A 24,714-nucleotide genomic window follows, 5' to 3' on the forward strand; every position below is an offset into this window, starting at 1 on the left:
AATGGGCATAGCAGCAAGCATAGCTTGCAGTGCATCCCAAAGCTCTGAAAGCAATCCATTCAGTTCATTTGGCTCTCAGGGCTCCGCCGCGTTCCCTCGTCCCATCCGGTTGCTATCCGGCATCACCACGTAAATCAGGACGCCAAGGATCAACGCCGAGAAACGGAAGGCGGATTCTATGCCATTCCATTGTGTGGACATCCACATCCCGAACCATTCGCCCCCAATAGCGATGAAGCCGACAAGCCAGATCAGGAGACAAACGGTGAGGCCGATCACTGCCAGCCCCTTGGCTTCGATAAAAGCTGAAGGATCGGCGATCTTGCGGAACATCTGGACGGCACCAGCGCAGCAAAGGATAGCCGCCACCACTTCCGCACTGATGATCAGGAGGTAGGAGGCATGATGCAACGTCGGGTTGGTAATGGCGCGGTACTTGATTGTCGTATCCGGAAAGACCGTGTCCATGGACAGGACATGCTGCACGAAAGCGAGGTTCGTTCCGTAGTCTGTAATGTTGCCGAACGCGACAAGACTGACCCACAGGGCAACAGCGCCGACAAGGATTGATTTGGAAACCCGGACAATCATCATTGGTCCATCATGCTGGTTCGCTATTGAGCAGGCCTGGAGATGTTGCCCCCGGCTTTTCCAGCTCAGATACAAGAAAGCTGATGAAGTCCGTCACCGTCTGGGTCAAGGCTCTCCCTAGCATGGTTTGAATTTGAAGGTTTCGCTCGAGAAAGCGGGACTCGCGAAACGGAACGATCGCTACGTGCCCATCCCGTAACGCCATGCGCACAGATATATACGCGGAGAAAGTCACAGCCGAGCCAAGCCTGCAGAGTGTCAAAAGGCTCGCGATGTTGGTTGAGGTCGCGATCGGCTCAAGCGCAATGCCTTTACTTGCGCAGTACATGTCGAGCACACGCCTGATGGTCGCAGCTTCATCGAGAATGCCGATCGGATATTTGAGGAGATCGGATATTTCCACCCTTCCCTGCCCGATCAGAGGATGGTTCGTGCTTGCAATGGCATAGGACGGCATTGCCCGCTGCCATTGGATTTTCACCCCACCTTCCGGTGTCACGGAGAAGGTGACGCCGACATCTACCTCTCCTTCCTGAACGGCTTTGACCACGCCCGCAGGCGAGAGGACTCTTATGTTGAATAGGATATGCGGTCGCTCGCGTAGAAAAAGATGAATCATCTCCGGTATGAAGCTGACAGCGAGCCCTTCTGTAATTCCAAGGCGGATCAGTCCACGACCGGCGTTGCTCAGCTCCCTGATTTCATTGACGATCTGATCACTCTCCAGAGCGGTTCGCTGCGCATAGGATGCCAGCAGCCGTCCCGCCTGAGTGAGGACCATCCCCCGCGAGCGCCTTTCGAACAGGAGAGCTCCCAGCTCGTCCTCAAGCTTCGTGATTTGCCGGCTGACGGCTGAAGCCGCGACCCTCAAACGCTCGGCCGCCGCATTCACCGAGCCTGTTCTCGCGACCTCCAAGAAATAGCGCAGGGCGGACTGGTTCATTTATTTCGCTCCATTGCCGTAACGGCAACGATCCTTTCGAATCATTCTTATGGAAGCAAAAGGAAAGTGTTGGCAAGTTTGGAACGTCTCCAACGCTGGGTTCGATCGAATCGAAACCTTGATTGGATAGTTTTGCAACAAAACAACAAATGACAACTCCAGAGGACCGATGATGTCTCTTCTTCGTAAGGTAGCTACCTTAAGCCTCGCTTCCACCGCTCTATTGACGGGCGTGTTCGGGAGCGCTGCCCTTGCGGGCAAGTCCGACAACACTATTCGGTTCGCTTACGATCAAGCTCCGGAGAGCGTCGACCCCTACTTCAACAACGTGCGCATCGGCGTCATCATTGGCCAGCATGTCTGGGACACGCTCGTTTATCGGGACCCCAACACCAACGAGTACAAGGGCCAGCTTGCCACGGCATGGCGCCAGATCGACGATCGGACGCTCGAGTTCGATCTGCGTCAGGGTGTGAAATTCCACAATGGCGAAGAGTTCGATGCGGATGACGTTGTCTACACGATGAACTTCATCTCCAAGCCGGAGAACAAGGTCGTCACGCAGGCAAACGTCAGCTGGGTCGAGAAGGCAGAGAAGCTGGACAAGTACAAGGTCCGCATCACGACCAAGCAACCCTTCCCGGCCGCGATCGAGTACCTTTCGGGCCCGGTGGTGATCCATCCGAACGAGTATTACGAGAAGGTCGGCCCGAAAGGCCAGAACGACAAGCCAGTAGGCTCGGGCCCCTATAAGGTCACGAACTACGTTCCGGGCAAGTCGATCACCCTCGAGAAGAATCCCGACTACTTCAAGGACTCTCCGAAGCCGCAGCCCAAGATCGCGAAGATCGATATCCGCTTCATCCCGGATCGCCAGACCCAAATGGCGGAAGCCATCTCGGGCGGCGTGGACTTCATCATGCACGTGCCGAAAGATCAGGCCGAGCAGCTTGAAGCGGTCCCCACCTTGCAGGTCGTATCCGGCGAGACCATGCGCATCGTGTTCATGCAGATGAACACCCTTGAGAACACCCCGGCTCCGGCCCTCAGGGATGAAAGAGTGCGCAAGGCCATCATCCATGCCATCGACCGTGAAAGCATGGTGAAGTCCATCGTCGGCGCAGGTTCGCGCGTTCTGAATACGATCTGCTTCCCGTCGCAGTTCGGTTGCACCGACGAAGGCGCCACCAAATACGCTTACGATCCGGCCAAGTCGAAGGAACTCCTGAAAGAGGCAGGCTTCGCCAATGGCTTGGAACTCGATATCGTGGCCTACCGCGAGCGTAACCAGACCGAAGCGCTGATCGGCTACCTGCAGGCTGTTGGGATCAAGACCAACCTGCGCTTCCTGCAATATGCGGCAATGCGCGAGAGCATCGCCGCCGGCAAAGCCAACCTGACGCACCAGACCTGGGGCTCGTTCTCGGTGAACGACACATCCGCCGCGACGTCGAACTATTTCGGCTTCCGTTCGGAAGACATCACCCGCGATCCGCAGGTGCGCGATCTCCTGACGAAGGGCGATACGTCGATCGATCCGGAGGTCCGCAAGGCCTCGTATCGTGAGGCTCTGAAGATCATTGCCGATAAGGCGTATGCGGTGCCGCTGTATTCGCTGCCTGTCTACTACGTCGCTACCTCGGATCTGACGTTCAAGGCCTATCCGGACGAGATGCCGCGTTTCTGGGAAATGTCCTGGAAGTAAAACCAAGCCTAGTGGAACGGCCCATGATGGGCCGTTCCAAAGCTGACACATTCCTGACCATAGGCGAACGCTGTTGCTGCCTTGAGGCGCGAAGCGAGCCTGCGTGAAGCCATCCCGAACTTCCGGCTGCTGCGCGGCCTGGATATGCGCAGCCTATTTTTAGGCAACACGGAGCAAAGCCTTGATTGGCTATATTCTTAAACGCTTGGGCCTGGCGCTTCTTGTAGCGCTTGCCGTCTCGGCCATCGCCTTCTTCCTCCTGCGCCTTTCAGGCGACATTGCAATGGCCATCGCCGGCGAGGGTGCAAGGGAAGAGGATCTTGCCATCATCCGCCAGACCTACGGCCTCGACCGGCCTCTGATCATCCAATATGCCGATTGGTTATGGCAGACCCTCAAGGGCAATTTCGGCACATCGATCTACTTCAAGACTGAAGTGAGCAAGCTCGTTCTCGACAAGCTGCCGACGACGATCTTACTCGGCTTCCTGGCACTTGGGTTCGCGCTGCTGATCTCGATCCCCCTCGGCGTATTGGCGGCGGTCTATCCGAACACCTGGATCGATCGGCTGGCCCTTGCCATTGCAGTTGTAGGTCAGGCGCTCCCCAACTTCTTCTTTGCCCTGATCCTGGTGATGATCTTTTCGATCTCGCTGCGTTGGCTACCGGTCTCCGGCTCTGCCACGTGGCTGCATTTTGTCATGCCGACCATTGCTCTCGGTTATTACGTGGCTCCCGCGTTCATGCGTCTGATCCGAGCCGGCATGATCGAGGTTCTGTCGGCGGACTATATCCGCACCGCACGTGCAAAAGGTCTTCCAGCGGGCAAGATCGTCTTCAAGCATGCGCTTCGCAATGCCGTGGTGCCTGTGGTCGCGCTGACCGCTGTGCAGCTTGGCTTCCTTCTCGGCGGCTCCGTGGTCATCGAAACCATCTTCGCGCTCGATGGCCTCGGCTACCTCGCCTATCAGAGCATCACCTACAAGGACTTCCCCGTGATGCAGATCATCGTTCTGCTCCTGTCGGTGGTCTACGTGCTTCTGACGCTTGCCTCAGACATTGCCAACGCGTGGCTCGATCCGCGCATCAGGGTGGCCTGACATGACCGATATCGCGCTCTCCGTACCCACCATTCCAGAACCATCTCCCACCATGCGGCTCGTCCGCCGCTTTCTGGGACAGAAGGCTTTCGTCATCGGCGCGGGCATCCTAGCGGTGATTGTTGCCCTGGCGATCCTGGCTCCGCTGCTCGCACCGCACGATCCGTATACGCAGAATCTCGCCCTGCGGAATGTTCCGCCTTTCTGGTACCAGAAAGGTTCCTGGCTGCATCCGCTCGGCACCGACCAGTTGGGCCGCGACTACCTGTCCCGAGTTCTCTATGGCGCACGCATCTCGCTGCTCATCGGCGTGAGCGTGGTGCTTATCTCGGGCATCATCGGCACCACCTTGGGCCTTCTCGCCGGCTATTTCGGTGGCAAGGTCGACATGGCGGTGACTTTCCTGGTCACGACCCGTCTGTCCATGCCTGTCATCCTGGTGGCGCTCGCCGTGGTAGCCATGGTCGGCGGCTCCTTGTGGGTCGTCATTCTCGTTCTCGGCCTGCTCAAGTGGGACCGCTTCGCAGTGGTCATGAGGAGCGCAACACAACAGGTTCGGTCCCTCGATTACGTGGCGGCCGCTGAGGCCGCAGGAGCATCCACAACCCGCATCATTGTGCGGGAGGTGCTGCCCAATATCGTCCCCCACCTGATCGTCGTCGCGACCCTGGAGGCAGCGAGCGCCATTCTTCTCGAGGCCGCGCTCTCCTTCCTCGGCCTGGGAGTTCAACCTCCCCTGCCCTCGTGGGGGCTCATGATCTCCGAGGCGAAAGCGTACATGTTCTTCTCGTTCTGGCTCATCGCCATTCCCGGGTCGGCTCTCGCTTTGCTGATCTTTGCCATCAATCTTGCGGGCGATGGCCTGCGCGACGTGATCTCACCGGAAGGACGGGCCTGATCCATGACCGACACGATCCTTGAGGTCGACGGCCTGAGCGTCGACATCGCCACTCCTCGCGGCACCTTGCATGCGGTCCGCGACATCTCCTTCTCCGTCAGGCGCGGGGAAACGCTCTGCCTCGTGGGAGAGTCCGGCTGCGGAAAGTCCATGACGTCGCTTGCGATCATGGACCTCCTGCCGAAAGCCGCGAAGCGCAACGCGCGCCGCCTCGCCTTTGCAGGCCAGGACCTCTCGAAGGCATCCAAGCGGCAGATCAATGCCTTGCGCGGCAACCGCATGGCGATGATCTTCCAGGAGCCGATGACCGCTCTGAACCCGGCCTACACCATCGGCAACCAGCTCATAGAGGCCTATCGCCAGCACAAGAATGCAAGCGAAGCGGAAGCCCGCGAGCGTGCGATCTTTCTGCTCAGCAAGGTTGGAATCGCCTCGGCAGCCGAGCGCCTCGGCCAATATCCGCATCAGCTTTCAGGTGGTCTGCGCCAGCGCGTCATGATCGCGATGGCGCTGATGTGCGGTCCCGAGCTCCTGATCGCGGACGAGCCGACCACGGCCCTCGATGTGACGATTCAAGCTCAGATCCTGCGCCTTCTGGCGGACCTGCAGCGCGAACTCGGCATCGCGATGCTGCTGATTACGCACGATCTCGGCATCGTGGCCCGCATCGCGGATCGGGTTGCCGTCATGTATGCGGGCCAGATCGTCGAGGAAGGACCGACCGCATCCCTGTTCCAGAGCCCGAAACATCCCTACACGCAAGGGCTGATCGACTGCATTCCTGTGCCGGGACGCACGGTGCCGGGCGGACGCCTCGGCGTCATCCCAGGGGTGGTTCCCTCACTCGTCGGCGACATCAGAGGCTGCAGCTTCCGTGACCGATGCAGCCGCACTCAACCCATCTGCAGCCAAGCGCCACCTGTCTATGAGACCCCGGACGGCCAGCGGTGGCGCTGCATTCTGGAGGACGCAGCATGACGGCGCTTCTTGAAGCTCAAGGCCTCACGCGCTCCTTCGGCGTCAGCCAGGGAATGTTCAAGGCTCGCCGCACGTTGCACGCGGTCAATGGCATCAACCTGGATATCCGCAAGGGCGAAGTGCTCGGCATCGTGGGTGAATCGGGTTGCGGAAAATCGACTCTCGCCCGCATGCTGCTCGGTCTCCTGCCGCCGACGGCGGGCAAGATCGCCCTCGACGGCCAAGACATCCATACGCTGGGTCGCAAGGGGATGGCGCGACGCGTGCAGCCGGTTTTCCAGGACCCCTACTCATCGCTCAACCCTCGCCGGACCATTGCATCCATTGTCTCACTTCCGCTTGAGGTGCATGGGATTGGCACCGCAGCCGAGCGGCGCAAGAAGACCCTCGACATTCTGGACAAGGTAGGGTTGCCGCAGCGCTTCGCCGATCGGTATCCGCGCGAATTGTCGGGCGGCCAGCGGCAGCGCGTGGCGATTGCCCGTGCCCTCGTCATGAACCCGGAAATCGTGGTCTGTGACGAGCCGACATCGGCCCTCGACGTCTCGGTGCAGTCGCAGATCCTGAATCTGCTGATGGATCTGCGGCGAGAACTCGGTCTCACCTATGTGTTCATCAGCCATAACCTCGCGGTGGTCGAGCACATCGCGACCCGCGTTGCGGTCATGTATCTCGGGCGCGTGGTGGAACTTGCTGAAACGGAAGCGCTCTTCAAAGCTCCGCGCCATCCCTACACCAAGGCTCTGCTGACCTCTGTCCTGACGCCCGAACCCGGCGCGGGCATTCCCGAAACGGGGCTCGGTCTCGCTTTCCCGGATCCGCTCAATCCGCCGCCCGGCTGCCCGTTCCATCCGCGCTGTCCCGAGCGGATGGCGCAATGCAGCACGATCACGCCTCGGTTTACGGAGCATGGCCGCGACGCTGTGGCCTGCCACCTTCACGATCCTGAGCTGAGAGCCTCCACGCCACGGAACGTGGTGACGCTCAACGCCAACACCGCCCTCAAGCAAAAGGAAAACTCCTAAATGTCTCGCGAAACGGCCATTGCAAAGGCTGAAGCCTATTTCGAGTCCGGTGGCCTCAAGGCCGATCTTGCGCGCCTGATCGCCATGCCGACCGAAAGCCAGAACCCGGATCGCGCCGAGGTGCTCACGGCTTATATCGAGAGCGAGATGCGCCCGCTTCTGGAGAGCCTCGGCTTTACGTGCAAGACCTTGCACCACCCGAAAGCCAAGGGGCCTTTCCTTTTCGCGGAGCGGATCGAGGATCCGTCTCTGCCGACCATCTTCGGCTACGGGCACGGCGACGTCATCCGCGGCCTCGACAAGGATTGGAACGAGGGACTTTCACCCTGGACACTGACGGAAGTCGGCGACCGTTGGTATGGCCGCGGCGTGGTGGACAACAAGGGTCAGCACGTCATCAATATTGCCGCCCTCAAAGCCGTGCTCCAGACACGCGGCAAGCTCGGTTTCAACGCCAAATACCTCATCGAAATGGGTGAGGAAATGGGTTCTCCCGGCTTGCGCGAGTTGTGCGAAGAGCAGAAGGAGCTTCTGAAATCGGATGTGCTCATCGCGTCCGACGGTCCTCGCCTCAATGCAGAGCGTCCGACGATCTTTCTGGGATCTCGCGGCGGCGTAACCTTCGACCTGTCGATCAATGCCCGCGATGGCGGCCACCACTCAGGCAATTGGGGCGGTATCCTCTCGGACCCAGCGATTCAGCTTGCTCATGCGATTGCGAGCATTGCCTCGCCCACCGGCCAGATCCGCATCCACGAGTGGGTGCCCAAAGAGGTTCCCGCGTCCGTGCGCCGGGCGCTCGCCGATTGCGAAGTCGACGGCGGACCCGATGGCCCGACCATCGATCCGGAATGGGGCGAGCCTGGGCTGACACCTGCGGAACAGGTCTTCGGATGGTGCTCGTTCGACGTGCTGGCCATGAAGTCGGGCAATCCGGAGACTCCGGTGAACGCCGTTCCGGCCAGCGCCTGGGCACGCTGCCAGCTGCGCTTCGTCGTGGGCATTGATCCTTATGAGGTTCTTCCGGCTCTGCGTCGCCACCTCGACCGGCACGGTTTCACCATGGTCGAAGTCGCCAAGAGCCGTGACGAGATCTTCCATGCCACCCGCCTCGACCCGGAGGATCCTTGGGTGCATTGGGCGGTCAACTCCCTTGCCAAGACAACGGGCAAGAAGCCGGCGATTCTGCCCAATCTCGGTGGCTCCCTGCCGAACGACATCTTCTCGGAGATCTTGGAATTGCGGACGATCTGGGTGCCCCATTCCTATCCGGGCTGCTCCCAGCATGCTCCCAACGAGCATATGCCGATTGCCATTGCCCGTGAGGCTCTCGGCATGATGGCGGGCCTCTACTGGGATCTCGGAACCGGAGACATTCCATCCGTCGCCAAAGCCTAAACATCACGAGGGGCGGATGTTGCAAATCCAGCATCCGCCCCTTCGCATTGCGAATGTACGCCCTGGCTGCAGCTGGCGCTGCGACCGCAAGAGCTTCTTATGATCTCACTTATCAAACGGGAATGGTACACGATCGCCATTTTTGGGATGGTCGTGCTGGCATGGTTCCTGCCGATCAGCGGCGAGCCTGCCCACGCCTTTTCCATCGGCACGAAAGCCGCCGTCACGCTGCTCTTTTTCTTGCATGGCGCCCGCCTGTCCCGAGATGTCGTGCTGGCCGGTATGATTCATTGGCGGCTGCATCTTTTCGTGCTCGCCACCACCTTCGTCATTTTCCCCATCCTTGGGTTGATCGTCATCGCCCTGCCAAGTCTGGCCTCCTCAGCGATTGGAACAGGCATCCTGTTTCTGTGCGTCCTGCCTTCGACCGTCCAGTCATCCATTGCTTTTACGTCCATTGCCGGGGGCAACGTTCCGGCAGCTATCTGTTCAGCCTCTGCCTCGAACATTTTGGGCATGTTCCTGACCCCGCTCCTGGTCGGATTGCTGTTCCAGACTCAAGGCGGCAACGGAATCTCGCTCGATGCGGTCGAGAGCATTCTCCTGCAGCTGCTTGCGCCCTTCCTCCTCGGACAGCTCGTTCAGCCATTGATCAGTCAATGGCTCGGACGTCACAAGGTTCTCACGCAGATCGTGGACCGGGGCTCCATTCTGATGGTCGTCTATGGAGCCTTCAGCGAAGCCACGATTAGCGGCCTGTGGCACACCCTTTCTGTCGGCGATCTCGCTGCCATTGTGGCGATCGATGTTGTGCTTCTCGCGGTCGTCTTATGCTTCACATATTTCGTCAGCGGTTGGCTCAGGTTCAATCGCGAGGATCGAATTGCCATTACGTTCTGCGGCTCCAAGAAGAGCCTCGCCTCCGGCGCCCCGATGGCGAGCGTGATCTTCGCCGGGCAAAATATCGGCTTGATCGTTCTTCCTCTCATGCTCTTCCACCAAATTCAGCTTATGGCATGCGCTATCCTCGCCCGCCGCTTCGCGAGCAACTCTCGAGAGATGGACAGAAAGCTGGTGGAAGCCCGCTGATGCTTCCCCGGGAACGGCCGAATTCCAAAGCGACAGGACGAAGCGAGCCCCTCGCTTCGAGACTTCATCCCAACATGCCGTAAGAAGGAAAGACGATGACCGCCGTGCAGACACAAGGTTCGCTTGAGATCACGCAATGGCTGGGCGAGCAGCAGGAGGCCATGGTCCAGCTCCTCTCCGACTTGGTCAACATCGACTCCGGCTCTTACAACAAGGCTGGCGTGGATGCTGTAGGAGCGCGGCTCATCCGGTTCTTCTCCGATCACGGAATTGAGGTGGCAGTAACACCCCATGCCGAATTCGGCGATATTCTCCGCGCGGAGATTGGGGATGCCCGCCGCAGCAAAGAACAGCACAATATCCTGCTGCTCGGACATCGGGATACGGTTTTCCCCGATGGAGAAGCCGCGAGGCGTCCATTCAGCATCGCGGATGGACGCGCCTACGGGCCGGGCGTAGCCGACATGAAGGCCGGCTTGGTGATGAATGCGTTCGTCATGGCCGCATTCAAGCACTTCGCGCCTCAGACACCACTCGTCATGATGATGACAGGCGATGAAGAGATCGGCTCCAATGCATCGCGGGATTTGATCATGCAGGAAGCCAGAAGCGCCTTTGCCGTGTTCAATGCCGAGCCTGGTCGGGCCTCCGGCAACTTCGTGACCGGACGCAAGGGCAGCCTTGGCTATCGCCTTGACATCACCGGGAAGGAAGCGCATTCCGGCGTGAACTTCACGGAAGGGGCGAACGCCATTGCCGAGCTTGGGCACAAGATTGTCGCCCTGCATGCCCTGACCCGCGTCGAAGATGGCATTACCGTCAATGTCGGCTTGGTGTCAGGCGGGCAATCCGTGAACACGACCGCACCACATGCAAGCGCCGGATTCGAGGTGCGCTTCGTCACGAACGAACAGCGCGATGCGCTCAGCAAAGCTATCGATTCTATCATGGCGACCACAGTTGTTCCCGGTACTGCGTCAACGCTGACACGCAAAGGTAATTTTCTGGCTCTCGCGCCCACGCCCGAAAGCGAAAGACTCGCAGCCTACTATGCCCAATCGGCTCAGGATTGCGGCGCCACCCTGGAAGGAGAGTTCACCGGGGGCTGCGCCGATTCCGGATTCACCGCGAGCGCAGGGGCTCCAACGATCTGCGGCGTAGGGCCAGTTGGTGGCAAAGCGCATACCGCTGCCGAATATATCGAGTTGCCGACCCTTCTTCAGAGAGCCCAAATTCTGGCGCAAACGATCGGGAAAGTCCTCGCAACCACCTGACACGCCGCCTCAGGGAGCGCTTTCTACCCCATGACTTGGCTGGCCATTTTCCTTAAAAGGGTCTGAGGGAATGCGAAAGGCCTGTATTCATGCATCCGGAATCCGACAGGGTGATCTGTATCGGCGGGGCAACCGTTGACAGGAAATATCGCGCGAATGAGTCGGTTCATCTGAGAACATCCAACCCTGTCGTTTCAAAACGATCTTTTGGCGGGGTTGCCCGTAACGTGGCAGAGAACATCGTGCGGCTTGGCGCGAAGGCCTCCCTCATCTCCATCCTGGGCCAGGATGAGAATGGCGCCGCCATTCGAGAGAACCTCAAAGCGGCAGGGGTCGACACGCAATATGTGACGCTTTCAAGCGACCATGCCACTGCCGAGTATGTGGCTGTTCTTGAACCCAATGGCGATCTCGCCCTTGGATTGGCCGACATGGCAATCTTCGACGCTCTCACGCCAGCCTTGCTGCAGCAGTGCTGGCCCGAAATGTCGGCTTCCTGGATCTTCGCCGATTGCAACCTGCCGTCATCGACCCTGCACGAGCTCGTCGGTTCGGCGCGCCGAGATTCCTCCATGCTGGCTGTTGATGCCGTCTCGATGCTGAAGGTCGCACGTCTGCCGCGCGACCTGAATGGTGTTGGACTCCTCTTCCTAAATCTGGATGAGGCGCAGGCTCTTTTAGGTCGATCCGCGACTGTTCCGGAAGACATGGCCGCGGCCCTGCTCAAGCGCGGTGCTGCGCGGGTCGTCCTCACGCTTGGTGAGGCCGGGTTGATCGCAATGGATGCCTTTGGACACACAAGAGTCGGGGCTAGCCCGGCCCAGGTCGTCGACGCGACGGGTGCGGGCGACGCTCTTATCGCGGGCACTCTTGTCGCGATGATGAACGGCCATTCCTTGGCGAACGCGGCGCAAATGGGTACGGTGGCGGCAGCATTGACACTGGAGTGTCCGGACAGCGTTCGCCCGGATCTCTCCCTTGCTTTGCTGGAATCCGTCATGGCACGGAATGCCAATCAGAGACTGGAGGGGGAAACCCTATGAGCCACGCCATGGACAGCCGTCTTCTTGACTTCACTCCCGAGGTGCGAGCTGCCCTGGATCAGGGCAGAGCCGTTGTGGCTCTGGAATCCACTATCATCACCCATGGCATGCCTCATCCACAGAATGTGGCGACAGCCCGCGAAGTTGAGGCGGTTGTTCGGGAAAATGGAGCCGTCCCGGCAACGATTGCGATCATCGCCGGTAGGATCAAGATTGGCCTGACGGACGACGAACTCGACTGGCTTGGAACCGCAAGCGACGTGATGAAACTCAGCCGGGCCGACCTGCCCTATGCCATCGCGGTGAAACGCCATGGCGCGACGACTGTAGCCGCAACCATGATCTGCGCCCATCTGGCCGGCATTCAGGTTTTCGCGACAGGCGGAATTGGTGGCGTCCATCAGGGTGTCGAAACCACGATGGACATCTCGGCTGACCTCGACGAATTGGCGCGGACGCCTGTTGCAGTGGTCTGTGCCGGCGCTAAAGCCATCCTCGACCTGCCGAGAACCCTCGAATATCTCGAAACCCGCGGCGTTCCCGTCGTAGGATATGGGACAGCTGAATTTCCGGCCTTCTGGAGCCGGACGAGCGGCCTTCCGGCCCCGATCCGGCTCGATAGTCCAGATGAAGTCGCTGCTCTGATCCACACCAAGGAAGCGCTTGGTCTGACAGGCGGCGTCCTTATCGCGAACCCGGTTCCGGAAGCTGCTCAAATCTCCGTTGATGAAATGAAGAGTTTCATCGATCAGGCGGTTGCTGAAGCCAGCCGTCGTGGCATCACCGGCAAGGCAGTGACCCCCTTCCTTCTGTCATTCCTGTTTGAGAGCACAGAGGGGCGCAGCTTGGCCACCAACATCGCCCTGGTCAAAAACAACGCTGCACTGGCAGCCCGTCTGGCGACATCACTGGCGACCCCAGAACGTGTTTAGATGGACTCCCAGGTCGACGACTCTGCGGAACGCCGCAATGTATCCAGGATGCGCATGTTCTTCAGCGCGTCCTCGATACCGTATCCCAGAGGTTCAGCCTCGCGGACGGCGCGGCTGAACGCTTCCCCCTGGAGCTGATATTGATCTGTGACGGGGAACTCGATCGTCTGTGCGGATCGGCCTCCGTGCATGGCCCCGTTGTCCAGGAATATTCGGGTTGGCTGATCTGGAGGGGCATTGAAGGGAATCTCGATTTCGATGCGGCCCTTCGTCCCGAGAACCTGTATCCGCTGATAGGGCACAAGCTGGGTCGAGACCGTAAAAGTAGCATGCCGACCTGCACCAAAATCCATGAGGGCGCTGGTCATGCGGTCAACCCCGAATGCAGGATCGAGGTCCTCAAGCGCAACGACACGGGCGGGCTCCGCATCAAAGAAGTAGCGCCCGGCCACCACCGCATAGCAGCCGATGTCCAGCAACCCGCCGCCACCGATGCCCGCCACATTGCGAATGTTGGATGGGTCGGTGTTGAAGTATGAGAACAGCACCTGGATCGCCCTCACCTCTCCGATGGAGCCTTCCTGAATGAGGCTTCTGGCATGCTGCCATTGCGGATGGTGGCGAACCATGAAGGCCTCGGCGATGAGGACCCTGGATGAGGCTTCCTTGAGCTGCTCCGCCTCCTGAGCAGTGATCGCAATCGGCTTCTCGCACAACACATGCTTGCCTGCCGATGCCGCCATGAGTGTCAGCGGGACGTGCAGATGATTAGGAAGCGGGTTGTAGATGGCCTCGATGTCCGGATCCGCAAGCAGCGCCTCGTAGGAGCCGTAAGCCTTCGGGATGCCGAGGTCCTGTGCCATGGCCTTGGCCGAGGTTTCATTCCGGGAAGCGACGGCGACAACATCGCAAAGCGGGCTTTTCATCATTCCCGGAACGACCTTCGTCCTTCCGATCTTGGCGGTGCTCAAGATCCCCCAACGAACCGGCTTCATGTTGATCTCCCGAGAGTGTGTAGGTTGATGAGAGGCACGCGACTAATCTCTGTCATCCGCGTTCCGATAGACGAAGAAATCGAAATCCGCCGGCAGGGCGCGCCCCGTCAGATCATGCGCAGCCATCCCGACGAAAGCGCCTGTGAACGAACCATGAGCCCCCGGCCCCGCTTCGTCCGACAGGATGCTTGCATCAAGGCTCGGGCCAATAGGTTTCCAATTCACACCATCCATTGACCATCTGAACTGAAGGTCGGCCAAGTGAACATCGACACCCAGGTGAATTGGGCCGTCCACAGGCAGTGGCAAGTCATTGTCGAGCATGTAGGTCATCAGGGAATCCTGAGTGTCGCCCAGACATGAGATGACTTGAAGCACGCGCCTTCCCTCGTCATCGGCAGAGACGGCAAGATAGTGAAAGCGGGCGCGGTCATAGTAGCAGATCAGCCCGGCAAGCTGCTGATACGTTTCCGGATTGAAATCCACCGAGGTCTCGGCCGTATAGCTCCACTCTGTTTGGCGCCGGGCGACAAGTGCCTGCTCGAACCAGCTTCCGATGGATTCACGCCCATAAAGCCGGAGATGCCCCGTTCTGGCACTCAACGAGAAGAGACGTCCCCAATCGGGCGTGCGCAGCCACTGAAACTCGGAGGGCAGCTTTTCATCGTCGAAATCATGGCGCTCGGGCTCGGGGGGGAACGGGTAAGGTGGGAGTTCAGGGCCCTGCACTTCAACGGCCGGCACCTGACCGCCATGGGCAAGGTAGAGCCAGTCGTCGTCACCCCAAATCACCCGCTGGATTGCGGTCTCTCTGCCTAACGGCGAACGCCTTGATCCAGGCAGGGGGCGGCTGCAAAGATGCGTGTGGAAGACCTCACCGGCGGACGTCTCCACATAAACCCCATGACCTGCTCTCTGAAGGGGAGCGTCTGGCGCATCCTTACTCGTCAGAAGATGCACGTCCGGGTGGAGTTCATAGGGCCCGTCGAGGCTCTTGGAGCGCGCCATCGTCACGGCGTGATTATAGGAGGTGCCGCCCTCAGCCACGGTGAGATAATACCAGCCGTTGCGCCTCCACAGATGCGGCCCTTCGACGAGCCCTAGAGGGCTGCCCTTGAAGATGTTCTTGATCGGGCCGACGAGGCATTTTTCCTGCGGTGAGTATTCCTGAAGGAGAATGCCGTCGAAGGAGCTTCGGCGGCGGCGATGATCCCAGACCATGTTGACGAACCACTTCCGCCCGTCATCATCATGGAACAACGAAGGATCAAACCCCGACGAATTCATGTAGACCGGATCTGACCAGGGACCTTCGATGGAAGGCGCCGTCACAAGATAATTGTGCGTATCCTTGAAGTTGCCGAGACGCCGCTTCACGTCAGTATAGATCAGCCAGAAGAGGCCGTCCGCATAGGTCAAGGCAGGCGCCCAGACCCCGCAACTGTCGGGATTGCCGCGCATGTCGAGCTGTGACGCGCGATCGAGCGGGCGGCAGATCATGCGCCAGTTCACGAGATCGCGTGAGTGATGGATCTGAACGCCCGGATACCACTCGAAGGTCGAGGTCGCGATGTAATAATCGTCACCTACCCTGCAGAAGGCAGGATCGGGATTGAACCCGCGCAGGATTGGGTTTCGAATGACGGCCATGGGCGCTTCCCGATGTTATGAATGTTTCATGCGTGGAGGCGGCATCATCCACGCGTCTTCTCCGGCGCAGGGCCGGTGGTGCCTCGTTCAAGCAATTGCAGGGGCAGGCGCACATTCAAGTCCACCTGGCCCGCCTCTCCCTGAATCATCTTCAGGAGCGCTTGCGCGCCCGTACGCCCGATCTCGCGCAGCGGCTGCCGGAATGTCGTGAGCGTCGGCTCGGAGAAATCGGCGAACTCGATGCCGTCGAAGCCGATCACAGACACATCCTCGGGCACGCGCACGCCTGCCTCCTGAACGGTCTTGACGAAGCCGATCGCGCTCTCGTCACAGGCAGCGAAGATGCCAGTCGGCCGCTTTTTCATGCGCAGGAATGCCTGCGCGGCGGCGACGCCGGTCGAGAACGTGAAAGGCCCCTCCCAGCGTACGACCTTCTCGTCATAGCCGGCTGCGGCAAGGCCGTCCTGGAACCCCTTGAAGCGCTCAGTCTCAATGTATGTGCCCGGAAGGCCCGAGATGTAGCCGAACCTGCGGTGACCAAGCTGCGCCAAATACTCTGCTGCCTTGCGGGAGGCTTCACGATCCTGAACAGTGATGTTGGGAATTCCGCTGTCTGGAATGGCGGAGCACATGGCCACGATGGGAACTCCAGCGTCGCCCATGCTGCGCTTGCCGCCTTGTGGAATGCGCCCGTTCATCAGAAGCACGCCATCCACCTGACGGGAGAGTACGAGATCGACATAGCGCACCTCCCTGTCAGTCTGATTGTCCAGGTTGGCGACAATGATTCCGTAACCGCTCTGGGTCAGCTCGTCGTCCACTCCCCGCAGAACCTGAGCGAAGACCGGGTTGGTGAGCCTCGGCGCGACTACCAGCACGGTCATTGTGCGTCGGGTACGGAGGTTACGAGCCGCGCTATTGGGCGTGTACCCACTACGACGGACAGCCTCCATCACGGCCTTGTGGGTCTTGGCACGGACCTGATCCGGATTGGCCAGAACGCGGCTGACCGTAGCCGTCGAGACCCCGGCAAGCTGGGCCACATCCGCGATACGGACTCCCTTCACGCTCTTCCAGCTCCTACGGCTCATAACCGCACTCTTGAAGGCTTAACACAATATCGGCCCAATCATCCCAACGGGTACGTTACGTAAATTTTAGTCTTGACTTACCTTGAAGTCGATTTCAACCTACATAAAATAAGATGTAATCGATTACAGAAAAAGTTCACAACGCTTCTGGGAGGAAGCCATGAGCCTGAAGACACGCGTTTCCGCGTATACCCTTGCTGTTGCCCTCATCGCGAGCACAGGAGCTCTCGCCCAAAAGGCAGAAGTCCTTCACTGGTGGACGTCGGCGGGCGAGTCCGCATCCGTCAAAGTCTTCGCCGACCAGTACACGAAAGCCGGTGGCACCTGGGTGGACAATGCTATCGCTGGCGGCGCCAATGCCCGCGCAGCAGGCATCAACCGCATCGTCGGCGGAAATCCCCCGGCCATGATGCAGTTCAATACCGGCAAGCAATTCGACGAACTCGTCACCAACGACCTCGTTCGCGACGTGGAAAACAAGGCAAAGGCCGGCAAGTGGCGAGAGATCATGCCTAAGCCGATCGTCGAAGCGACGGTCCGCGACGGCAAATTCTTCGCAGTCCCGATCAACATTCACGGTCAAAACTGGCTTTTCTACAATACCAAACTCTTCAAGGACGCCGGCGTCGAGCCTCCGAAGACGTTCCCTGAACTCATCGCTGCCGGTGAGAAGCTCAAGGCCAATGGCGTGATCCCGCTTGCGCTCGGCGGTCAGCCCAACTGGGAGCATAACCTGTTCCGGGCCGTGCTGGTTGGCAATGGCGGTGCAGATCTCTTCCGCAAGGTCTACGGTTCGCGCGATCAGAAAGCGGCGAAAAGTCCCGAATTCAAGGAGGCGACCGAGCTCTTCGGAAAGATGCGTGCGCTTGTCGATCCCGGCTCCCCGGGGCGCAACTGGAATGACGCTGCCGCACTCGTCATCACCAATAAAGCTGCGATGCACTTCAACGGCGATTGGGCCAAGGGCGAGTTCACCGCTGCGGGCCAGACGGCAGGCAATGAATACGGCTGCACCATCGTCGGCAAGGAGCCGAGAATTGTGATCGGCGGCGACGTGTTCGTCTTCCCCACGACCAAGGATAAGGATCAGCTGGCTGCCCAGGACAAGCTGGCCGATGTTCTGCTCGATCCGACGACGCAGCTCGAGTTCAACAAGAAGAAAGGCTCGATCCCGGTCCGCTTGGACGTGGACGTCTCATCGATGGATGTCTGCGCTCAGAAGTCCGCAGCCGTTCTGAAGGATCCCGCGAACCAGGTAGAGGCCATGGAACTCCTGAGCACGCCGAACTTCTCCGGCGCGATGCAGGACGCGGTCACGCAGTTCTGGAACAATCCGAACATGTCGGCCGATGCATTCGTGGAGAAAGTGGTGGCCGCCATGCAAAGCGCCAGCTGAGGCACCTTCTCTCCAATGCGGTCCGGCGGAGCCCTGCTCTCGCCGGACCGGCGACCTCTGAGGGACCTTCCAGATGGCCATTGTCTCTATCCCGAATGCTGTTGCCACATCCGAGCGCCCTGCCAAAAGCCGTCGCATCAACAGAACGCGATTGCCTGCGGCCCTCGCGCTGCTCCCCACAGCGCTGATTGTACTGGTCGTCTATATCGGATGCATGCTGTGGACGGTGCGGCTCTCATTCACGAGTTCGACACTTCTTCCCAAGCTCGATTGGGTCGGCTTTGCCCAGTACAGCCGCCTCTTCATGAACGACCGCTTTCTGGTTTCGGCCGAAAACATCCTGATCTTCGGCGTTCTTTTTATCTCGGGTTGCCTCATCCTCGGCTTCCTGCTCGCTGTCTTCATTGATCAGAACGTGCGCGCCGAAGGGGTCTTTCGCACAATCTTCCTTTACCCTTACTCCATGTCCTTCGTGGTCACCGGGGTCGCTTGGCAATGGTTTCTCAATCCAGGCCTCGGCCTCGAAAAGCTCGTGCGCGACATGGGCTTCGAGAGCTTCACTTTCGATTGGCTGGTGAACCAGCAGATGGCGATCTACACCATCGTCATTGCCGGACTATGGCATGGAGCCGGACTGACCATGGCAATTCTGCTTGCGGGATTGCGCGGAGTTGATGCGGAGCTATGGAAGGCGTCCCGCATCGACGGGATCCCCGTCTGGCGGGTCTACCTTTCCATTGTTCTGCCCCTGCTTCGGCCAATGGTCGTGACTGCCACCGTGCTGCTCGCAGTCGGCGTGGTGAAACTCTACGACCTTGTGGTTGCCATGACGCTCGGCGGCCCCGGCATCGCAACGGAAGTGCCCGCGAAGTTCGTGATGGATCACCTGTTCGAGCGCAACAACATCGCTCTCGGAACGGCTGCCGCCACTGTCATGTTGATCACAGTCGTGGCGATCCTCGCCCCGTGGGTCTACGCCAAATACATTCGACCGCAAGGGAGGCCCGCATGACCACTGTCATACCGCAGGGCAGCCGCCCACGGCGCCTGACGGCCGGGCGCATCGGAATCTACGCGTTCCTGATCACGGCCGCCCTGTTCTTCACCTTGCCGCTCTGGATCATGATTGTCACCTCGCTCAAGCCCATGGACGAGATCCGGCTGGGCAATATCCTTGCGTGGCCTGCCAACCTCACCTTCGACGCCTGGGTGAAGGCATGGTCGTCAGCCTGTACCGGGCTGGAATGCAACGGCATCAGCGTCGGCTTCTGGAATTCGGTTCGAATTCTGATCCCATCCGTCATTCTGTCGATCGCGGCAGGCGCTATCAACGGCTATGCCCTCTCCCTCTGGAGAGTGCGTGGAGCAAACCTGCTCTTCGGCATTTTGCTGCTCGGCGCATTCATCCCCTATCAGGTCTTTCTCTATCCTCTCGTGCGCATCTTCTCCACGACAGGGATCTATAACTCTCTGCTTTGCATCATCATTGTGCATGTGATCTTTGGGCTGCCCACGATGACGCTGCTCTTCCGCAATTACTATACGGGATTGCCTATCGAGCTCTTCAAGGCAGCCCGCATCGATGGCGGAGGCTTCTGGACGATCTTCTTCCGGGTGATGCTGCCCATGTCGACTCCGATGATCGTTGTTGCGGCGATCCTTCAGGTTACTGGCATCTGGAACGACTTCATCTTCGGTCTGACTTTCGCTGGCCGCGAGAACCTGCCCATGACGGTGCAGCTCAACAACATCGTTCACTCGACACAGGGCGAGCGTGCTTACAACGTCGATATGGCCGCGACCATGCTCGCCGCGCTCGTTCCCCTCGTCGTCTATTTCGTTTCAGGACGCTGGTTCGTCCGCGGCATCGCCGCAGGTGCAGTGAAAGGGTAAACATGTCCGCCGTTTCCGTCCGCGATATCAGCGTAGCCTTCGAGACAGTCCGCGTCTTCAATGGCTTGTCTCTCGACTTCGAGGCAGGCGAGTTCATCGTCCTGCTCGGTCCTTCGGGCTGCGGTAAATCAACCTTGCTCAATGCCATCGCCGGTCTTATGGATATTTCCGAAGGACAGATCTGGATCGGAGGCCAGAATGTCACCTGGGAAGAGCCGAAGGACCGTGGCATCGCCATGGTGTTCCAGTCCTACGCACTCTACCCTCGTATGAGCGTGCGCGAGAACATGTCTTTCGGCCTCAAGATGGCGAAGACACCCAAGCCTGAGATCGAAAAGCGGGTCAAGCAGGCTGCGGAACTCCTGCAGATCACCCATCTTCTCGACCGTCGCCCGGATCAATTGTCCGGCGGCCAGCGTCAGCGCGTGGCCATTGGCCGGGCGCTCGTTCGGGACGCGGCAGTCTTTCTGTTCGACGAACCGCTCTCCAATCTCGATGCTCAGCTCAGAAACGAACTGCGTGTCGAGATCAAGCGGCTGCATGCCAGACTCGGCAAGACGACGATGATCTACGTCACGCATGATCAGATCGAGGCCATGACCCTGGCCGACCGGATCGTGGTCATGAAGGATCAGCTCATTCAGCAGGTTGGCAGCCCATCGGAGATCTATCATCGACCGGCCAACATGTTTGTCGCCGGTTTCGTAGGCTCCCCGCAAATGAACTTCATCAAAGGCAGGATCGAAGATACCGGCAGCGGGCCGATATTTGTGTCCGGCCAGCGCCGTCTGCCGCTCCACGGCTACACATTTACCAGCACTCCCACCTCCAACCAGGATGTCGTTCTCGGAGTGCGCCCGGAGCATCTGAGGATTGTTGAGCTTGGCGCCTGGCCTGAGTTCAGCGTCGACGTCGTCGAGCCCATGGGAGCCGACACTGTGATCTGGTGCAGGGATCGCGAGGGTTCGCTCCAGGTCCGCACCAGTGGGGACATCAGATTGTCGCCAGGCGAGCAACTCAACCTGGGGATCGATGCCGCACAGGTTTCTCTCTTCGCGGCGGACAGCGGCGAACGCCTCTAGTCACGAATGCCTTCGCGCTTGCTGGATGGCAGGCAAGCGTCCTCACCTTTCAAACCTCGGGGAATTCATGAGCGTTACAGATTGCCTTTCAATTCAGCTTTACACCCTGCGCTCGATGGAGGACCTCGACCGCATCCTCGATACGGTGGCTCAGGCAGGATATCGGTATGTCGAAACCGTCGGTTCGCATCTCGATGATGCTGGAGGCGTGCGTTCCAGGCTTGATGCGCGAGGACTGAGAGCCTCGTCCAGCCATGTCAGCTTGGCGGCTCTACGGGAAAAGCCGGATGCCGTGATCGAGTCCTGCCGGATTCTAGGTCTCACCGATCTCTACATGCCCGCCGTTCCGCCTGAACAACGCGACATGGCAGCCGATGGCTGGCGATCCCTCGGGCGGGAGCTGGGCCAAATGGCGGAGCGCTTCCAGAAGGATGGCATCCGGCTCGGATATCACAACCACCATTGGGAGATGGTCCCGAAAGATGGAGCCAAGACAGCGCTGGAACTCATCTTCGAGGAAGCTGAGGGCAGCCCCCTCGCCTGGGAGGTCGATGTGGCATGGCTGGCACGCGGCAATGTCGACCCGGCAGCATGGATCGACCGTTACCGCAGCATGATCACGGCGGCCCACGTCAAGGACATTGCTCCTGCGGGACAGAACGAGGACCAGGATGGTTGGGCGGATGTCGGCGCTGGCGTGCTGGATTGGCGAAAACTGTGGCGCACATGCCGTGAAGCAGGCGCCAGATGGATGGTCGTAGAACACGACAAGCCTGCCGATCCTGCCGAGACAGCCCGGGCAAGCATCAACTTTCTGCGCAATATCGAAGGATGAGAATTATGAAAACCCTGAATGTCGGCATCATTGGATGCGGCAACATCTCGGGCATCTACCTCCAGAACATCCCGGCTTTTCGGGGACTGACGTTGCGCGCCTGCGCCGATATGCGGTCAGAGATCGCACAGGCCCAAGCGAGCCGCTACGGAATCGAGGCTCTCTCGGTCGACCAGTTGCTGGCTTGCGAAGACATCGATCTCGTTGTGAACCTCACAATTCCCAGCGCTCACTTCGGCGTTTCCCTCGCCGCGCTCAGTGCGGGCAAGCACGTCTTCTCCGAAAAGCCGCTTGCAGTGGATTTCGAGCAGGGCCGAAAGCTGGTCGATGAAGCAGAGGCACGCGGCCTGCTGCTGGGTTGCGCACCGGATACTTTCCTTGGGGCCGGTGGGCGCCTCGCTCGAAAGCTCGTTGACGATGGAGCAGTCGGGCGGATTCTTTCAGGTTCGGCCTTTCTCATGTCCCACGGCATGGAGCACTGGCACCCGGATCCGGAGTTCTTCTTCAAGCCAGGCGGCGGCCCCATTCTCGATATGGCGCCGTATTATCTCAGTACTCTGGTCAACCTTGTCGGCCCCGTGAAGCGCGTGTTCTCCATGGCGAATATCGGGTTCCCCGAGCGCGTCGTCACTGCCGAGTCTCCTCGAAAAGGTCAGCGGATCACAGTGGAGACACCCACAAGCGTCATGGCCCTTTTGGAATTCGCGTCCGGGGCTCAAGTCACTTTCTGCATGAGTTGGGATGTCTGGAAGCACGGCCACCCGGCTATCGAACTCTATGGAACCGAAGGTTCCTTGCGCGTTCCGGATCCGAACTTCTTCGGCGGCCACGTCGAGATGACCGAGCGCGGCGGAGACTGGCAGCTAAAGGATTCAAGCGAGATGCCGCTCGGAGCTCCGAACTGGCGGTCACCTAACTGGGCGCCTGATGTGCCGTCGCGCGCCAACTATCGCGCCCTCGGCCTTGCCGATCTCGCCAGTGCCGTTCTTAACGGCACGCCTCATCGCTCGACCGGCCGGCTGGCGCTTCATGTCCTTGAGGTGATGCACAAGATCCTTGAAGGCGCTGCCGCGGGACATGCGATGCCGGTCACGACCATGTTGGAGCGTCCTGATATCCTCACTGACCAGGATGCGACTGTGCTTTGGCAGGGACCGCCTCAGACGGCGACGGCAGCCTGAGATACCGACGGCTCGGAAGACCGCATTCGCTCCTGCAACAGGGATTGAGGGCGGTTCTTCCAGGTTGCACATGCCACCGACAACCTTCGTCTAACTCGCTCATCTCGAAGCCGGAGCCGGATAACTCGGCTCCGGCCTCAACAGATGGGGAAGAACTTTATTTGTTCGATTTTGGGAAGCGGGCCAGAAGGCTGACGAGTTGGGCCTGATGATTTGTTCCGGTCTTCGCGAACATCGACTTCAAATGATAGCGAATCGTCTCAGGGCTGACCTTATGCTCGGCGGCGATCTGCTGCGTATCTGACCCTTTGAGGAGAGATGCGGCCACTCGCACTTCAGCGGTCGTCAGCCCAAAGACTTTTTGCAGAATATCCAACGCAACTGGTCTGTGTCCGCTGAGATCTCTGATCAGCAGGATTGCACGTGCGCCTTGAAAAACGTCGTTTGCTTGGCGAACGACCGGATAAGAACTCACGATGAGTGGGATATTGTTGATCCGATTCAGGAAGATCGGCGCCGGCAAGTTGTTCCCAATTTGAGCAGTCGTCTGAGTGCTGGCGGCGATTAGTTCCTGGAGGGCCTTATTGGCCTCACGCTGCTGGGAGCGAAGCCTGGATGAGATCACTTGCAGATCTTCTCCGAGAAACTCCTCCGCCTTTCTATTCATCCGCGTGACTCGTCCAAGCCGATCGAGCAGCACAGCTCCGCAATCGAAGCGCTCGATGCCATCGATCAATCCATCGGCGAAGGCAGCGCGGCTGCTTGCTGCGAGGCGGGCCGCCCTTTGCATGTCTCGCAGATCCTGGTGAATCCTTGATGCTGCGTCGTCGGAGAACGGCTCCTTGTCGACTTTTCGGTGAATAGAGAGCGTCGTCAGCGCTCCGCCGACTTCGCTCAGAATGCTGCCGGCAAACCAACCAAGTCCCTGTGGTCGCAGGAATTCAGCAAAGAGCGGGAGGTGTTCAAGCTCATCCTTAGTGAAGATATCCTGATCCGTTACGATTTCCTTGCCCTTGCGGACCACCGGAACGCCCCGCGCTGCGCGTACATCATGCTTGTACCACTCTTCGCGAACGAACCGCGCGCACATCTCCTCGAGGCTCTCGGATGCAACTACGCCACCGACACAGTCCGGATAAGTTGAAATAATAACTCCATCGGCAGACCAGGCAGCACTCGCCAAGTCGAGCGCTTTCGGCCAAAGCTCAGGAAGAATGGCGGCTTCGTAAAATGCTTCCGCGACAGGCATGATAAACTTTACTTTTACTAATAGTGCCGTTGACTAGAGATACCATTTTGAAAAAGATCAAACTACGTTACTTAGTTTCCTAGGTAAATTTGCCGCACTGTTTTCCCCTCCCTTTTAGGTAAGCCCTTCGTAGTGGCTCCCCCTCTTGTTACTCCCCATATGGGTAGGTTACCCAGCGGTAGTCACTACCCATATGGGCAGTGATCCCCCGAAATTTCCGTGCTTCCTTCCCGCCACGAACCACAAGCACCAAGCCCTTCCCGCGTGGATTCGAAGCGGCAGGGCATCTTCACGGAAGCCAGAGCACCGGCGCCCACAGGCGCGTGCCGGCACATGGAACAGGACCCGACGCGAGTTAGGTCTGGGG

At 59.3% G+C, this 24,714-nt stretch carries 22 protein-coding genes; 16 read left to right on the forward strand and 6 right to left on the reverse strand.

Going from position 1 to position 24,714, the window contains the following annotated elements:
- Positions 1 to 75: 75 nt before the first annotated feature.
- Complete coding sequence (locus tag BLP10_RS14955; RefSeq protein ID WP_091136114.1) at positions 76 to 594, reverse strand: DUF2165 family protein; 519 nt, start codon at positions 592 to 594, stop codon at positions 76 to 78.
- A 7-nt stretch (positions 595 to 601) separates the two neighbouring features.
- Positions 602 to 1,534 (reverse strand): LysR family transcriptional regulator, encoded by a 933-nt coding sequence (locus BLP10_RS14960; RefSeq protein ID WP_091136118.1) that lies wholly within the window; start codon positions 1,532 to 1,534, stop codon positions 602 to 604.
- Positions 1,535 to 1,703: 169 nt separating this feature from the next.
- Between BLP10_RS14960 and BLP10_RS14965 the strand changes: the two genes are divergently transcribed.
- From BLP10_RS14965 to BLP10_RS15010, 10 genes are all read left to right on the forward strand, one after another.
- Positions 1,704 to 3,239, forward strand: coding sequence for an ABC transporter substrate-binding protein (locus BLP10_RS14965; RefSeq protein ID WP_342026187.1), 1,536 nt, complete (start codon positions 1,704 to 1,706; stop codon positions 3,237 to 3,239).
- A 181-nt stretch (positions 3,240 to 3,420) separates the two neighbouring features.
- Positions 3,421 to 4,338, forward strand: coding sequence for an ABC transporter permease (locus BLP10_RS14970; protein WP_091136121.1), 918 nt, complete (start codon positions 3,421 to 3,423; stop codon positions 4,336 to 4,338).
- Between the two features lies 1 nt (position 4,339).
- Positions 4,340 to 5,236, forward strand: a complete 897-nt coding sequence (locus BLP10_RS14975) for an ABC transporter permease (RefSeq protein ID WP_091136123.1) — start codon at positions 4,340 to 4,342, stop codon at positions 5,234 to 5,236.
- 3 nt (positions 5,237 to 5,239) lie between these two features.
- The gene (locus BLP10_RS14980) at positions 5,240 to 6,214 is read left to right on the forward strand and encodes an ABC transporter ATP-binding protein (RefSeq protein ID WP_091136126.1); all 975 of its coding nucleotides are present in this window, start codon (positions 5,240 to 5,242) and stop codon (positions 6,212 to 6,214) included.
- Positions 6,211 to 7,239 carry an ABC transporter ATP-binding protein gene (locus tag BLP10_RS14985; protein ID WP_091136129.1) on the forward strand — a complete coding sequence of 343 codons (1,029 nt, stop codon included), beginning with the start codon at positions 6,211 to 6,213 and terminating at the stop codon, positions 7,237 to 7,239. The genes BLP10_RS14980 and BLP10_RS14985 overlap by 4 nt, the downstream gene beginning before the upstream one ends.
- Positions 7,240 to 8,637, forward strand: a complete 1,398-nt coding sequence (locus tag BLP10_RS14990) for a M20 family metallopeptidase (protein ID WP_091136133.1) — start codon at positions 7,240 to 7,242, stop codon at positions 8,635 to 8,637. It abuts the gene before it with no gap.
- 99 nt (positions 8,638 to 8,736) lie between these two features.
- The gene (locus tag BLP10_RS14995; RefSeq protein ID WP_091136136.1) at positions 8,737 to 9,726 is read left to right on the forward strand and encodes a bile acid:sodium symporter family protein; all 990 of its coding nucleotides are present in this window, start codon (positions 8,737 to 8,739) and stop codon (positions 9,724 to 9,726) included.
- 95 nt (positions 9,727 to 9,821) lie between these two features.
- Positions 9,822 to 11,000 carry a M20 family metallopeptidase gene (locus BLP10_RS15000; protein WP_175493925.1) on the forward strand — a complete coding sequence of 393 codons (1,179 nt, stop codon included), beginning with the start codon at positions 9,822 to 9,824 and terminating at the stop codon, positions 10,998 to 11,000.
- An 89-nt stretch (positions 11,001 to 11,089) separates the two neighbouring features.
- Complete coding sequence (locus BLP10_RS15005) at positions 11,090 to 12,043, forward strand: carbohydrate kinase family protein (RefSeq protein ID WP_091136139.1); 954 nt, start codon at positions 11,090 to 11,092, stop codon at positions 12,041 to 12,043.
- 8 nt (positions 12,044 to 12,051) lie between these two features.
- Positions 12,052 to 12,975: a pseudouridine-5'-phosphate glycosidase gene (locus tag BLP10_RS15010; protein ID WP_091136442.1), complete on the forward strand. Its 924-nt coding sequence runs from the start codon at positions 12,052 to 12,054 to the stop codon at positions 12,973 to 12,975.
- Here BLP10_RS15010 and BLP10_RS15015 read toward each other — a convergent pair.
- Genes BLP10_RS15015 through BLP10_RS15025 form a run of 3 tightly spaced genes read right to left on the reverse strand, consistent with a single transcriptional unit; the run spans position 12,972 to position 16,687 of the window.
- Positions 12,972 to 13,970 (reverse strand): Gfo/Idh/MocA family protein, encoded by a 999-nt coding sequence (locus BLP10_RS15015; RefSeq protein ID WP_091136141.1) that lies wholly within the window; start codon positions 13,968 to 13,970, stop codon positions 12,972 to 12,974. The genes BLP10_RS15010 and BLP10_RS15015 overlap by 4 nt on opposite strands.
- Before the next feature lie 42 nt (positions 13,971 to 14,012).
- Positions 14,013 to 15,620, reverse strand: a complete 1,608-nt coding sequence (locus tag BLP10_RS15020; RefSeq protein WP_091136145.1) for a glycoside hydrolase family 43 protein — start codon at positions 15,618 to 15,620, stop codon at positions 14,013 to 14,015.
- A 44-nt stretch (positions 15,621 to 15,664) separates the two neighbouring features.
- Positions 15,665 to 16,687, reverse strand: a complete 1,023-nt coding sequence (locus BLP10_RS15025) for a LacI family DNA-binding transcriptional regulator (protein ID WP_175493926.1) — start codon at positions 16,685 to 16,687, stop codon at positions 15,665 to 15,667.
- A gap of 184 nt (positions 16,688 to 16,871) precedes the next feature.
- On the opposite strand from BLP10_RS15025, the gene BLP10_RS15030 reads away from it, so the two are divergent.
- From BLP10_RS15030 to BLP10_RS15055, 6 genes are all read left to right on the forward strand, one after another.
- Positions 16,872 to 18,107: an ABC transporter substrate-binding protein gene (locus BLP10_RS15030; RefSeq protein WP_091136151.1), complete on the forward strand. Its 1,236-nt coding sequence runs from the start codon at positions 16,872 to 16,874 to the stop codon at positions 18,105 to 18,107.
- Between the two features lie 73 nt (positions 18,108 to 18,180).
- A complete protein-coding gene (locus BLP10_RS15035; RefSeq protein WP_091136154.1) occupies positions 18,181 to 19,119 on the forward strand; it encodes a carbohydrate ABC transporter permease in 939 nt (312 codons plus the stop codon).
- Positions 19,116 to 20,000: a carbohydrate ABC transporter permease gene (locus BLP10_RS15040; RefSeq protein WP_091136157.1), complete on the forward strand. Its 885-nt coding sequence runs from the start codon at positions 19,116 to 19,118 to the stop codon at positions 19,998 to 20,000. The genes BLP10_RS15035 and BLP10_RS15040 overlap by 4 nt, the downstream gene beginning before the upstream one ends.
- 2 nt (positions 20,001 to 20,002) lie before the next feature.
- Positions 20,003 to 21,082 carry an ABC transporter ATP-binding protein gene (locus BLP10_RS15045; protein WP_091136161.1) on the forward strand — a complete coding sequence of 360 codons (1,080 nt, stop codon included), beginning with the start codon at positions 20,003 to 20,005 and terminating at the stop codon, positions 21,080 to 21,082.
- 67 nt (positions 21,083 to 21,149) lie between these two features.
- Complete coding sequence (locus BLP10_RS15050; protein WP_091136445.1) at positions 21,150 to 21,917, forward strand: sugar phosphate isomerase/epimerase family protein; 768 nt, start codon at positions 21,150 to 21,152, stop codon at positions 21,915 to 21,917.
- A gap of 5 nt (positions 21,918 to 21,922) precedes the next feature.
- A complete protein-coding gene (locus BLP10_RS15055) occupies positions 21,923 to 23,098 on the forward strand; it encodes a Gfo/Idh/MocA family protein (protein WP_091136164.1) in 1,176 nt (391 codons plus the stop codon).
- Between the two features lie 157 nt (positions 23,099 to 23,255).
- Here the strand turns inward: BLP10_RS15055 and BLP10_RS15060 are convergent, their stop codons facing one another.
- Positions 23,256 to 24,347 (reverse strand): helix-turn-helix transcriptional regulator, encoded by a 1,092-nt coding sequence (locus tag BLP10_RS15060; protein ID WP_091136168.1) that lies wholly within the window; start codon positions 24,345 to 24,347, stop codon positions 23,256 to 23,258.
- Between the last annotated feature and the right edge of the window lie 367 nt (positions 24,348 to 24,714).

The organism is Microvirga guangxiensis (assembly GCF_900102135.1).
GTDB lineage: Bacteria > Pseudomonadota > Alphaproteobacteria > Rhizobiales > Beijerinckiaceae > Microvirga > Microvirga guangxiensis.

Excerpts from the sequence above, each read along its gene's own strand:
- BLP10_RS14955 (WP_091136114.1), bottom strand. The coding sequence starts at position 594 with ATGATGATTGTCCGGGTTTCCAAATCAATCCTTGTCGGCGCTGTTGCC.
- BLP10_RS14960 (WP_091136118.1), bottom strand. The coding sequence starts at position 1,534 with ATGAACCAGTCCGCCCTGCGCTATTTCTTGGAGGTCGCGAGAACAGGC.
- BLP10_RS14965 (WP_342026187.1), top strand. The coding sequence starts at position 1,704 with ATGATGTCTCTTCTTCGTAAGGTAGCTACCTTAAGCCTCGCTTCCACC.
- BLP10_RS14975 (WP_091136123.1), top strand. The coding sequence starts at position 4,340 with ATGACCGATATCGCGCTCTCCGTACCCACCATTCCAGAACCATCTCCC.
- BLP10_RS14980 (WP_091136126.1), top strand. The coding sequence starts at position 5,240 with ATGACCGACACGATCCTTGAGGTCGACGGCCTGAGCGTCGACATCGCC.
- BLP10_RS14985 (WP_091136129.1), top strand. The coding sequence starts at position 6,211 with ATGACGGCGCTTCTTGAAGCTCAAGGCCTCACGCGCTCCTTCGGCGTC.
- BLP10_RS14990 (WP_091136133.1), top strand. The coding sequence starts at position 7,240 with ATGTCTCGCGAAACGGCCATTGCAAAGGCTGAAGCCTATTTCGAGTCC.
- BLP10_RS14995 (WP_091136136.1), top strand. The coding sequence starts at position 8,737 with ATGATCTCACTTATCAAACGGGAATGGTACACGATCGCCATTTTTGGG.
- BLP10_RS15000 (WP_175493925.1), top strand. The coding sequence starts at position 9,822 with ATGACCGCCGTGCAGACACAAGGTTCGCTTGAGATCACGCAATGGCTG.
- BLP10_RS15005 (WP_091136139.1), top strand. The coding sequence starts at position 11,090 with ATGCATCCGGAATCCGACAGGGTGATCTGTATCGGCGGGGCAACCGTT.
- BLP10_RS15010 (WP_091136442.1), top strand. The coding sequence starts at position 12,052 with ATGGACAGCCGTCTTCTTGACTTCACTCCCGAGGTGCGAGCTGCCCTG.
- BLP10_RS15015 (WP_091136141.1), bottom strand. The coding sequence starts at position 13,970 with ATGAAGCCGGTTCGTTGGGGGATCTTGAGCACCGCCAAGATCGGAAGG.
- BLP10_RS15020 (WP_091136145.1), bottom strand. The coding sequence starts at position 15,620 with ATGGCCGTCATTCGAAACCCAATCCTGCGCGGGTTCAATCCCGATCCT.
- BLP10_RS15030 (WP_091136151.1), top strand. The coding sequence starts at position 16,872 with ATGAGCCTGAAGACACGCGTTTCCGCGTATACCCTTGCTGTTGCCCTC.
- BLP10_RS15035 (WP_091136154.1), top strand. The coding sequence starts at position 18,181 with ATGGCCATTGTCTCTATCCCGAATGCTGTTGCCACATCCGAGCGCCCT.
- BLP10_RS15040 (WP_091136157.1), top strand. The coding sequence starts at position 19,116 with ATGACCACTGTCATACCGCAGGGCAGCCGCCCACGGCGCCTGACGGCC.
- BLP10_RS15045 (WP_091136161.1), top strand. The coding sequence starts at position 20,003 with ATGTCCGCCGTTTCCGTCCGCGATATCAGCGTAGCCTTCGAGACAGTC.
- BLP10_RS15050 (WP_091136445.1), top strand. The coding sequence starts at position 21,150 with ATGAGCGTTACAGATTGCCTTTCAATTCAGCTTTACACCCTGCGCTCG.
- BLP10_RS15055 (WP_091136164.1), top strand. The coding sequence starts at position 21,923 with ATGAAAACCCTGAATGTCGGCATCATTGGATGCGGCAACATCTCGGGC.
- BLP10_RS15060 (WP_091136168.1), bottom strand. The coding sequence starts at position 24,347 with ATGCCTGTCGCGGAAGCATTTTACGAAGCCGCCATTCTTCCTGAGCTT.